This window comes from Microbacterium sp. B19 (genome assembly GCF_000333395.1).
Classification (GTDB): Bacteria; Actinomycetota; Actinomycetes; order Actinomycetales; family Microbacteriaceae; genus Microbacterium.
Window position 1 is genome coordinate 1 of record NZ_BADA01000276.1, and the last position, 10,493, is coordinate 10,493.

At 72.2% G+C, this 10,493-nt stretch carries 12 protein-coding genes and 1 pseudogene; 4 read left to right on the forward strand and 9 right to left on the reverse strand.

Going from position 1 to position 10,493, the window contains the following annotated elements; genetic code table 11:
• Positions 1 to 321, reverse strand: a pseudogene (locus I5G_RS21765) (cysteine--tRNA ligase); the annotation flags it as partial.
• A gap of 68 nt (positions 322 to 389) precedes the next feature.
• Between I5G_RS21765 and I5G_RS10070 the strand changes: the two are divergent.
• Positions 390 to 851 (forward strand): GNAT family N-acetyltransferase, encoded by a 462-nt coding sequence (locus I5G_RS10070; RefSeq protein ID WP_022878944.1) that lies wholly within the window; start codon positions 390 to 392, stop codon positions 849 to 851.
• On the opposite strand, the gene ispD is transcribed toward I5G_RS10070, so the two are convergent.
• Together ispD and I5G_RS10080 are read right to left on the reverse strand one after the other, a co-directional pair.
• On the reverse strand, positions 848 to 2,047 hold the full coding sequence (gene ispD, locus I5G_RS10075) for a 2-C-methyl-D-erythritol 4-phosphate cytidylyltransferase (protein ID WP_022878945.1): 1,200 nt from the start codon (positions 2,045 to 2,047) through the stop codon (positions 848 to 850). The two genes, I5G_RS10070 and ispD, sit on opposite strands and share 4 nt — an antisense overlap.
• 43 nt (positions 2,048 to 2,090) lie before the next feature.
• Positions 2,091 to 2,573 (reverse strand): CarD family transcriptional regulator, encoded by a 483-nt coding sequence (locus I5G_RS10080; RefSeq protein WP_022878946.1) that lies wholly within the window; start codon positions 2,571 to 2,573, stop codon positions 2,091 to 2,093.
• 183 nt (positions 2,574 to 2,756) lie between these two features.
• On the opposite strand from I5G_RS10080, the gene I5G_RS10085 reads away from it, so the two are divergent.
• Entirely contained in the window at positions 2,757 to 3,305 is a 549-nt protein-coding gene (locus I5G_RS10085; RefSeq protein ID WP_022878947.1) for a hypothetical protein, read from the forward strand.
• Positions 3,306 to 3,373: 68 nt separating this feature from the next.
• Here I5G_RS10085 and I5G_RS10090 read toward each other — a convergent pair whose 3' ends face one another.
• Together I5G_RS10090 and I5G_RS10095 are read right to left on the reverse strand one after the other, a co-directional pair.
• Positions 3,374 to 4,057, reverse strand: coding sequence for a response regulator transcription factor (locus I5G_RS10090; RefSeq protein ID WP_022878948.1), 684 nt, complete (start codon positions 4,055 to 4,057; stop codon positions 3,374 to 3,376).
• Positions 4,054 to 5,271, reverse strand: a complete 1,218-nt coding sequence (locus I5G_RS10095; protein ID WP_022878949.1) for a cell wall metabolism sensor histidine kinase WalK — start codon at positions 5,269 to 5,271, stop codon at positions 4,054 to 4,056. Before I5G_RS10095 ends, I5G_RS10090 begins: the two co-directional genes overlap by 4 nt.
• A gap of 171 nt (positions 5,272 to 5,442) precedes the next feature.
• Here I5G_RS10095 and phoU point away from each other — a divergent pair, with 171 nt between their 5' ends.
• Positions 5,443 to 6,117: a phosphate signaling complex protein PhoU gene (gene phoU / locus I5G_RS10100; protein WP_022878950.1), complete on the forward strand. Its 675-nt coding sequence runs from the start codon at positions 5,443 to 5,445 to the stop codon at positions 6,115 to 6,117.
• Between the two features lie 63 nt (positions 6,118 to 6,180).
• Here the strand turns inward: phoU and I5G_RS10105 are convergent, their stop codons facing one another.
• Positions 6,181 to 6,927, reverse strand: a complete 747-nt coding sequence (locus I5G_RS10105; RefSeq protein WP_022878951.1) for a phosphoglyceromutase — start codon at positions 6,925 to 6,927, stop codon at positions 6,181 to 6,183.
• Positions 6,928 to 6,986: 59 nt separating this feature from the next.
• On the opposite strand from I5G_RS10105, the gene I5G_RS10110 reads away from it, so the two are divergent.
• Complete coding sequence (locus I5G_RS10110; protein ID WP_022878952.1) at positions 6,987 to 7,775, forward strand: trans-aconitate 2-methyltransferase; 789 nt, start codon at positions 6,987 to 6,989, stop codon at positions 7,773 to 7,775.
• Between the two features lies 1 nt (position 7,776).
• Here the strand turns inward: I5G_RS10110 and I5G_RS10115 are convergent, their stop codons facing one another.
• From I5G_RS10115 to I5G_RS10125, 3 genes are all read right to left on the reverse strand, one after another.
• Entirely contained in the window at positions 7,777 to 8,886 is a 1,110-nt protein-coding gene (locus tag I5G_RS10115) for an aromatic acid exporter family protein (protein WP_022878953.1), read from the reverse strand.
• Positions 8,883 to 9,986 (reverse strand): folate-binding protein YgfZ, encoded by a 1,104-nt coding sequence (locus tag I5G_RS10120; RefSeq protein WP_022878954.1) that lies wholly within the window; start codon positions 9,984 to 9,986, stop codon positions 8,883 to 8,885. The genes I5G_RS10115 and I5G_RS10120 overlap by 4 nt, the downstream gene beginning before the upstream one ends.
• Positions 9,986 to 10,493: FABP family protein (locus I5G_RS10125; protein ID WP_022878955.1), on the reverse strand; the 508-nt coding region annotated here is incomplete at its 5' end. The genes I5G_RS10125 and I5G_RS10120, both read right to left, overlap by 1 nt.

A 10,493-nucleotide genomic window follows, 5' to 3' on the forward strand; every position in this document is an offset into this window, starting at 1 on the left:
GGGGAGGATGCCGACGGCGGCGTATGCCCGCGAGAACTCGAGCTCCATGCGGTAGGCCAGCGCCCACCACGGCTCGGTGTCGGTGGCGTTCGCGAGGATCTTGTCGTCGATGTCGGTGACGTTTCGGACGAAGGTGACGCGACCGAAGCGGTGGGCGAGCCAGCGGCGGAGGACGTCGAACGCGAGGGCCGCGCGCACGTGTCCGATGTGGGGGCCGGACTGCACGGTGGGGCCGCAGACGTACATGGTGACGTTCGCGGGGTCGACGGGGACGAAGTCGCGCAGAGCCTGCGCTTTCGTGTCATACAGCCGGACGGTCACCGCACAAGCCTACCGGCCGCCCCTGACGGCGACCCGTGCACGAAACATGCCGGCGCTAGGGTCGCAGAATGCCCCTGGACATCGCACGGGACGACGTCAGCGTTCCCGACACCCGCGCCCTCGTGACGGCCCACGTCTCCGGGATGCTGGCCAACACGCCGGCCGAGAGCTGCCACGCGCTCGACGCCGACGCCCTGGTCGACAACGGGGCGTCGCTGTGGTCGGCGCGCGTCGACGGTGAACTCGCCGGCATCGGGGCGCTCGCCCCGTTCGGCGATGACGCGGGGGAGCTGAAGTCGATGCGTGTCACCGAGCGGTTCCTCGGCCAGGGGATCGGACGCGCCATCCTGCGGCACATCATGGCCGAGGCGCGGGAGCGTGGCATCCGGACCCTGTGGCTCGAGACCGGGAGCGGTGACGATTTCGCGGCCGCGCGCGGTCTCTACGCGAGCGAGGGCTTCGTCGAGTGCCCGCCGTTCGGGTCGTACCGCCCGGATCCGCTGTCGACGTTCATGACGCGCGAGATCTAGGCCGGAACGACCAGCGCGGTCGCGAACGCCGCGACGCCCTCGGTGCGGCCGGTGAAGCCGAGTCCGTCCGTCGTGGTCGCGCTCACCGACACGGGTGCGCCCCCGAGCGCGGCCGACAGCGCGCGCTCGGCCTCCTCCCGACGACCGGCGAAGCGCGGCCGGTTCGCCTGCACCTGCACCGAGACGTTGCCGATGCGCCAGCCCGCCTCGCCGAGCAGATTCCGGGTGTGAGCGAGGAACGCCTCGGCGTGCGCGCCGGCGAACTCGGGCCGGTCGGTGCCGAAGTGCGTGCCGATGTCGCCGAGGCCGGCCGCAGCGAGAAGGGCGTCGACGATGGCGTGAGCGACGGCGTCGCCGTCGGAGTGCCCGGACAGCGCCTCCTCGCCCGGCCACTCCAGGCCCGCGAGCCACAGCGTGCCGTCGCCGCCGAAGGCGTGCACGTCGGTGCCGATGCCCACGCGCGGGACGGCGGGAGCGTCGCGCCGCACCGGGAGAGGCGCGGCCTCCGCGATCAGCGCCCGCGCGCGGTCGAGGTCGGGACCGGTGGTGATCTTGAAGGATGCCTCGTCGCCCGCGACCGTGATCACGGGGTGACCCGCAGCGGCGACGAGCGCGGCGTCGTCGGTGTGGTCGGCGTCCGCGGCGCGCGACGCCTCCTCGAGGATGCCGCGGCGGAAGCCCTGCGGGGTCTGCGCGGCGGCGAGCTCCGACCGGTCGACGGCCGCGACGATCGCCCCCGCGGCATCCACGCGCTTGATGGTGTCCACGACCGGGACGGCCGGGATGACCGCGAGCGCGCCGTCGTCGAGAGCCGCCACGACACGCTCGAACACCGCGATCGGCGTGAGCGCACGGGCGGCGTCGTGGACGAGGACCGTGTCGATGTCGGCCCACAGCGCCGCCAGCCCCGCGGCGACGGACGACTGCCGCGTCGCTCCCCCGGGCACGGCGGAGACGAGGTCGATCCGGTCACCGGCGATCTCGCGGGCGTCGGTGAGCGCGGCCCCCTCGAAGCCCGCGGGCACGACGATCACCACCTGGGCGCGCGGAGCGGCGAAGACCCCCCGCAACGCGTGACGCAGGATCGTGTGCTCGTCGAGACCGACGAACGCCTTCGGCGCACCCCCGTTGAGGCGGGTGCCGGAGCCGGCGGCCACGACGATGACGGCCAGACGCGGGACGGGTGCGGGAATCACCCGACCACGCTAGCGCGGACGCGCGGACGAACCGCGCGGGACGTCAGGACGCGAGGACCTCGTCGAGGACGACGCTCGCGCGGTCTTCGTCGGTCTTCTCGGCCAGAGCGAGCTCGGACACGAGGATCTGACGGGCCTTGGCCAGCATGCGCTTCTCACCGGCGGACAGGCCGCGGTCCTGATCGCGGCGCCACAGGTCGCGGACGACCTCGCTCACCTTGATGACGTCACCCGAAGCGAGCTTCTCGAGGTTCGCCTTGTAGCGGCGCGACCAGTTGGTCGGCTCCTCGGTGAAGGGCGCACGGAGCACCTCGAAGACGCGGTCGAGACCCTCTTTGCCGATCACGTCGCGGACGCCGACGAGGTCGACGTTCTCGGCGGGGACCTCGATGACCAGGTCGCCCTGCGTGACGTTGAGCTTCAGGTACTTCTTCGTCTCGCCCTTGATGACGCGTTCTTTGACCTCGATGATCGTGGCCGCGCCATGGTGCGGGTAAACGACGGTCTCGCCAACCTCAAAAAGCATGGAGTTATGTCCTTTCGGCAACATCCAGGATACCACAGGCCCCCATGCGCTAAGGTTCCGCCCCCTCCCCCGGCAGCTCTCCTTCCCGCGCGCGAGACGCCCGCGAGAGCGGTCCCCGGGCCGGGCGCGGGTCACCGACCCCGTAGGATGATCAGGATGCCGTCTGTCGTTCCGGGAGGATCCGTGAAAACGCGCCTGTTCGCGTCCCTGGCCGTTGGTGCCGCCGTCGTTCTGGGAACGACCGGTTGCAACCTCATCGCTCCCCAGGCGACCACGATCGAGTACTCCGCCTCCGACGGGGTCAACGTGCCCGAGTCCGGCCCGCTGCAGGTGCGCAACGCCCTCATCGTGGCCGACGAGGAAGGCACGGCCGGCAACTTCGTCGCCGCGATCGTGAACGACACCAACCAGTCGCAGACCCTGCGCCTCGAGGTCGGCGAGGGCGGCAGCACCGTCCGCGCCTCCGTCAACGTCCCCGCCAGCTCGACCGTGAGCCTCGGCGACCTCACCAACAAGGTGAAGCCCCTCGCCCTCGAAGGGTTCGAGGGCGCCCCGGGCTCCACGGTTCCGGTCTACTTCCAGTCCGGTGACGCCGAGGGCGCGCTGGTGCAGGTCCCCGTCCTCGACGGCGCACTCGAGTACCTCGCGCCGCTCGCGCCGACCCCCACGCCGACGAGCACGCTCATCCCCGCGACGCCCTCGGCCACCCCGTCGCCGACGCCGTCCTCCTGATCTCCGCCCGCGCGGGCAACACGAAGGCGCCGACGGTTCTCCGTCGGCGCCTTCGTCGTTCCCGCGGGTCAGGCCTCGAAGCGGTAGCCGAGTCCGCGCACCGTCACGAGCATGGACGGCTCGCTGGGGCTCTGCTCGATGCGCGAGCGGATGCGCTTGATGTGCACGTCGAGCGTCTTGGTGTCGCCGAAGTAGTCGGTCCCCCACACCCGGTCGATGAGCTGACCGCGCGTGAGCACGCGACCGGCGTTGCGCATCAGTACCTCGAGGAGCTCGAACTCCTTGAGGGGCATGTTGATCTCGGTGCCGTCGACCGACACGGTGTGGCGGTCGATGTCGAGGGTCACACGGCCGCCGCTGAGGATGCGCTCGTCGATGTCCGACTCCTCGGGGCTCCGACGGCGCAGGACCGCGCGCATCCGGGCCAGGAGCTCTCGCGTGGAGTACGGCTTGGTGACGTAGTCGTCGGCGCCCAGTTCGAGGCCCACCACGATGTCGACCTCGGAGTCCTTGGCGGTCAGCATGATGATCGGCACCTGCGACGTCAGCCGCAGCTGGCGGCACACCTCGGTCCCCGGCATCCCGGGGAGCATGAGGTCGAGCAGCAGGATGTCCGCTCCGCGCTCCCGGAAGGCCGCCAGGGCGAGCGCGCCGTCCTCGGCGATTTCGACCTCGTAGCCCTCCCGTCGCAGCAGGTAGGCGAGCGGGTCGGCGAGATCGGGCTCGTCCTCGACGATCAGAACGCGGGTCATGCGGTGTCTCCCTTCACGGGTGCGGGACGGGTCGCGGTACCGGACTTGCGGCTCTTGCGACGCGCCTTGGGGCGAACGAGGTCGAGGTCGGGTGCCTCGGACAGGGGCAGGCGGATGGTGAACGTCGAGCCGCGCTCGGGTCGTGACCAGAGGCGGACCTCGCCGCCGTGCCGTTGCACGGCGTGCTTGACGATCGAGAGGCCGAGACCCGTGCCGCCGGTGCGGCGCGAGCGGGCCTGGTCGGCGCGGTAGAAGCGCTCGAACACGCGGTGCTGGTCGCTCTCCGGGATGCCGATCCCCCGGTCGGTCACGGCGATCTCGACGACGTCCTCGTCGAGCTTGATCCCCACCCCGACTTTCGAGCCCTGCGGGGAGTACGCGATCGCGTTGGCGATGAGGTTGCCGACGGCTTCGGTGAGGATCTGCGGTTCGCCCCGCACCCAGAGTCCCTTCGTGCCGCCCCGCACGACGGTGACCTGGGCGGAGTCGGCCTGGATCGTGTGGGATTCGATCGCGGCGGTCACGACCTCGTCGATCGAGACGTCGCGCACGTCGCGGAGCTCGTCCGAGGCCTGCAGTCGGGACAGGCTCAGGATGCGATTGGTGAGGGCGGACAGACGCTGGATCTCGGCCTGCAGACGGCCCGAGAAGTACCGCACCTGCGCCGGGTCGTCGGCGGCGGACTCGATCGCCTCGGCGAGGAGGCTCACCGCACCCACCGGCGTCTTGAGCTCGTGACTGGTATTGGCCACGAAGTCGCGACGCATCTCCTCGACGCGCTCGCGCTCGGTGATGTCGCGGAGCACGAGCAGCACGAGGCGGGGCGACAGCGGGGCGGCGCGCACGGCGACCAGCCGCGGCTCCGCCGGCGCGGCTCCGCGCCGCAGGCGCAGCGTCTCGCTCACGGGGGCGCCGTTCTCGCGCGCCGCGCGAGCGACGCGGCGGAGATCTTCGTCGACGATGGCGGAGCCGGCATCCAGTCCGAAGACCTCGGCGGCCGGGGAGAGCGCGAGCACCGTCGCCGACGTGTCGCACACGACCGCCGGGTCGTCGAGGGCGCCGAGCATGGACTCCACACCCTCGGGGAGCTCCGAGGAGCCCTGGGCGAGAGCCCGGTCCCGGGCGCGCTGCGCGACGACGATGAGGCCCACGACGGAGCTCCCGACGATGATTCCCACGAGGAGCGCGAGCAGCGAGAGCTGCGTGTGATCCATGGCTCCAGCGTAAAGCCGCCCTTCGGACGTCACCGGCCGTTCAGACGGGGCCGACCACAGCCAACAGATACTATTCACTGTCACAGCACCACTCGTTAACCTTCGCTCGGAAGAATCCCGGAGGGTCGCGGGACGTATGTGTGCCGTGCCGCCGACGAGGAAGGTATCGCGATGCGCGAAGTGTTCCACCAGTCCCTCGAGGACGTCCAGAACCGACTGGTCGAGATCGCCGAGCTGGTCGCGGTCGCCATCGACCGTGCGACGCGTGCCTTCGGTTCGAGCGACGTCTCCCTCGCGGAGGAGGTCATCGAGGCCGACGCGATCATCGACGAGAAGGCTGTCGCCCTCGACGAGCTCGCGATCGAGATCCTCGCCCGCCAGCAGCCGGTCGCGCGCGACCTGCGCATCGTGGTCACGGCGCTCCGCGTGAGCGCGTCGCTCGAGCGCATGGGCGACATGGCCGAGCACATCGCCCAGCTCGCGCGGTCGCGGTTCCCCGAGCGCGCGATCCCCAAGGGTCTCAAGAGCACGTTCACCCGCATGGGCGAGCTCGACGTCGAGGTCGCCCGCCGCCTCGCCGAGCTGCTCCGCACGCAGGACCTCCGGATCGCGGAGGAGATCCGCGACGTCGACGACGACATCGACGAGCTGCACGTCAGCGTCTTCGAGAAGGTCCTCGGCGACTCCTGGAAGGGCGAGGCCACGGCCACGGTCGACGCGACCCTCGCCAGCCGCTACCACGAGCGCTTCGCCGACCACGCGGTCTCCGTCGCGAAGAAGGTCGTCTACCTCGCCACCGGCGACTGGGCCGGCGCCGACGACGTCACCCCGACCCCGGTGGTCTGACGCCGCGAACGTCGAAGGGGGTGGATGCNNGTGGCTTCCNCCCCCTTCTCGTTGCCGTGTGCGTTACTTCTTGTCGCCCTGCGCGGCGACCGCTGCGGTTCCGGCCGTGGTGGCCTCGGGGTCGAGGTACTCGCCCGGGCCGAGCGGCTTCTTGTCGTCGTCGAGCTGGTAGACGAGCGGGATGCCGGTGGGGATGTTCAGCTCTGCGATGTCGGCGTCGCTGATGCCCTCGAGGTGCTTGACGAGACCGCGCAGCGAGTTGCCGTGCGCGGTGACGAGGACCGTCTTGCCGGCCTGCAGGTCGGGGACGATGTCGCTGTGCCAGTAGGGCAGCATGCGGTCGATGACGATCTTCAGCGACTCGGTGTCGGGCACCTCGCCGTCGATGCCGACGTAGCGCGGGTCGCCGACCTGGCTGTACTGGTCGTCGGCGGGCAGCGGCGGCGGCGGAACGTCGAACGAGCGGCGCCACAGCATGAACTGCTCGTTGCCGAACTCCTCGAGCGTCTGCGCCTTGTCCTTGCCCTGCAGCGCGCCGTAGTGGCGCTCGTTCAGGCGCCACGAGCGCTTGACGGGGATCCACAGGCGGTCCGCCGCGTCGAGCGCGATGTTGGCGGTCTGGATCGCGCGGCTGAGCACCGAGGTGTGCAGGACGTCGGGCAGCACGCCCGACTCCTTCAGGAGCTCGCCGCCGCGCTGGGCCTCGGCCTTCCCCTGGTCGGTCAGCCGGACGTCGACCCAGCCGGTGAACTGGTTGGTCTTGTTCCACTCGCTCTGCCCGTGGCGGAGGAGGATCAGCGTGTGAGGCATGTCTCCATGCTAGCGACGCCGACGGGTCTCCTCCGGGCCGCGCCTGGCATCATGTCGGAGTGACTCCCTCCCCCGTCGGCCGCCCCACGCGGGGCACGACGGGCGTCAACCGCCTGCGACGGGTCGACCGCTGGATCGCGCGGCATCCGGTGCTCCGACGGGCCGCGGATCCGCTCGTCGTCGACCTCGGGTTCGGGGCGAGCGCCGTGACCCCGCTCGAGCTGCACGCGAGGCTGACGAGGGTTCGACCGGATGCCACGGTCCTGGGCCTCGAGATCGATCCCGACCGCGTCGCGCGGGCCCGCGCGCAGGCGGTCGGGGTCGAGGGCGTGAGCTTCGCGCGGGGCGGCTTCGAGGTGCCGACACCCGACGGTCGGCGCCCCGCGGTCATCCGCGCGATGAACGTGCTGCGGCAGTACGACGAGGCGGACGTCGCGGACGCGTGGGCGCGCATGTGCGCGCGGCTCGCGCCCGACGGCATCCTGGTCGAGGGGACGTGCGACGAGATCGGCCGCGTCGTGACGTGGGTGGAGGTGGGGGCGGACGCCGCCCCCCGGAGCCTGACCGTCTCGTTGCGGCTCGCCGAGCTCGACGACCCGGCGATCCTGGCCGAGCGCCTGCCGAAGGCGCTGATCCACCGGAACGTCCCCGGCGAGCGCGTGCACGACTACGTCGCGGCACTGCAGCGCGAGTGGAATCGCGCCGCCTCCGTCGCGCCCTTCGGGCCCGTGCACCGTTGGCGCACGGCGATCGAGGCGCTGGCCGCGGACGGCTGGCCGGTGCGGGGACGGTCGCGGTGGCGGCTGGGCGAGGTCGGCGTCGACTGGGACGCCGTCGCCCCGGCGTGAGTCAGACCCGCGGAAGCAGGGCCTGCGCCTCGGCGAACGGCATCCCGGTCGCCACGAGCAGATCCACCGTCAGCGGGCGCAGGGCCGCGACGAGGTTGAGCTCACCGATGTTGCCCTCGGGCAGAATCTGCGCCGGGTCGAGTCGTCTCGCGAGGGCGGCGAGTGCGGCACGGGCCGCGGGTTCGACCGAGACGTCGTCGAGGGCGTCGCGGACGAGGCCGGCACCGCGCTCGATCTCGGCGAGGAGATCGGCGGGCACCGCGCGGGGTTGGCCGTCGGCGCACAGGTAGGCGGCGCGGCGGGCGACGACGCGGAGGTTGCGGGTGGCGAGGTCCATCGCCGCGCGGACGCGCGCATGGCGCTCGAGTTCGGTGCGCTGGCGGCGGAGGAACGGCGAGATGCGGGCGACCTCCTGCCCCGATTCGAGCGAACCGCTCCACGCATCGACGTAGGTCTGCAGCGCTCGCGCGCGCTCGAGCCCCCGCTCGGCGCGCGCACGGTCGCCGCGCCGGAGCGCCCGCACGATCGTCGCGGTCGCGACATCGAACGCGTCGAACAGCTCGTCGGCATCGCGGAGCTCGGTGCGCCGGAGCGTCCGCGGGATCAGTGCTGTGACGAGCAGGGCGGCTGCTCCCCCGACCGCGCCGTCGATGAGGCGGACGAACGGCGCGCCCGTCACCAGCACCAGGGCGATGAGCGACTGCACGACGGCCGACAGCGCGAATCCGGGCTGCGGGGAGAGGAAGCGCGCGACAACGAGGGTCACGAACATCGCCACCGCGATCTGCCACCACCCCGCACCCGCGACCAGGAGCACGAGTTCCGCCAGGAGGATGCCGACGAGCATTCCGGCGACGGTCTCGGCGACGCGCCACGGCCGGGCGTCCCGCACCAGCCCGAGGCTCGACACCGTCACGGTCGCAGCGAGAAGAGGCACGCTGTGTCCGAGGACGAAGTGCGCGAACACGAACGCCGCGGTCGCAGCGACCACGATCTGCACGATCGCGGGGAGCGACTCCCGCACGCGCCCCCATCGGCGCCGCAGGGTCGTGCGCACGCGCGAGCGCGGCACGACGACGCCGAGCGTCGTCGAGGGCTCCTCGGCGGTCATTCCGCGGCGCGGCGGCGCCCGAGGCGCGGCAACCGGGGAACGCCGGCGGTCGCGCCCGCGTCGGAGGGGACGACGGTCTCGACCGCCGCGGCGATCGGACCGTCCGCGGTGTCGACGACGTACGTCACGTCGGCCGGAGCGGTGCGCTTGACGAGCGCGAGGGCGATCGGGCCCTCCTCGAAGTGCACGGCGACCGAGGTCACGGCGCCGATCGCGTCGTCGCCGACGCGCACGACGTCACCGCGCGCGGGCAGTACGCTGTCGCTCCCGTCGAGCTGCAGCGCGACCACGCGACGCGGCGGGTGGCCGAGGTTGTGCACCTTGGCGACCGTCTCCTGGCCGCGGTAGCAGCCCTTCGACAGGTGCACGGCGGTGCGGAGCCAGTCCATCTCGTGCGGCAGCAGGCGCTCGTCGGCGTCCACCGCGACCCGCGGACGCCACGCCGCGACACGCAGGGCCTCGACGGCCTCGCGCCCCGCGAGGGCGACCTCGCCGGCCACGGCCGCGGCGACGATGCGGTCGAACTCGGTGGCATCCACCACCGCTTCGGCCCAGTCGCGCTCGGCACCGGGGTGATCCTCGACGCGGGCGTAGGCCCAGCCGCCGGGAGAGACGTCGGGCCACGGGTCGACCCACACGACCGGGACGCCCGCGGGGGCCAGCGCGCTCAGCCCCGCGACCGCAGCGCGGGTGCCGCCGACGACGAAGACCTCGTCGGACCGGTCGCGCACCTCGACGCGCAGACGGAAGCGCATGCGCCCGAGCCAGGCCGCGAGCGGCTCGGCGTCAGCGGCATCCACGATCAGCCAGGCGGTCTCACCGTCGTCGATCACCGACGCCGCGTGCTCGACGCGGCCGTTCGGGTCGAGGATGAGCATCTCGGTCGACACCCCCGCGGGAAGGTGCGTGAGCGCCTGCGACGACAGGGAATCGAGCCAGCTCAGCCGGTCGGGACCGCCGACCGACAGCACGCGGCGATCGCCCAGCGGCGCGAGCGCGGAACCGGATGCCAGCCGCCGCTGCTCCGCGAGGGGCGAGCCGACGTGGCGCAGACCGCCGTCGTCGACGACGGCCCCGGGAACCTCGGTGAGAGACACCATCACTCGGCCCGTGCCAGTCGCGCCGAGGCGTGGGACGCGAGCTCGCGGCCGAAGGCGGCGATGTCCCACGCCCACAGCAGGTGGTCGTCGACGAGCCCGTAGATGCGGGTCGCGGAGGCGTAGGGCTTGGCGCCCGCGGTGCGCACGACGGCGTCGCTCGCCAGGTCGATCCGCGGACCGCGGACCTGACCGAGGTACAGCTCGAGAACGCCGTTGGAGTGCGCCAGGCTCACCTCGAGCGGGAAGCCGCCCTCGGCGGTTCGGAGCGCCTCGACGTCGTCGGCGGTCCGCCGCGGGGCGGTTTCGGTGGGCGGCAGCAGCGCGGGTCCGGCATCCGCGTCGGTGGCCGGGCGGGGAACACGCCAGTACCCGGTCTCGGACACCAGCGGACGGCGGTCGTCGCCGTCGAGCAACCAGGCCCGTGCCGAGTAGTTCAGGAAGTCGCCGCCGTCATGGCTGAAGCTCACGCGGTGCGCGAACTCCCCCGAGACGTGCGGGCGTCGGCCT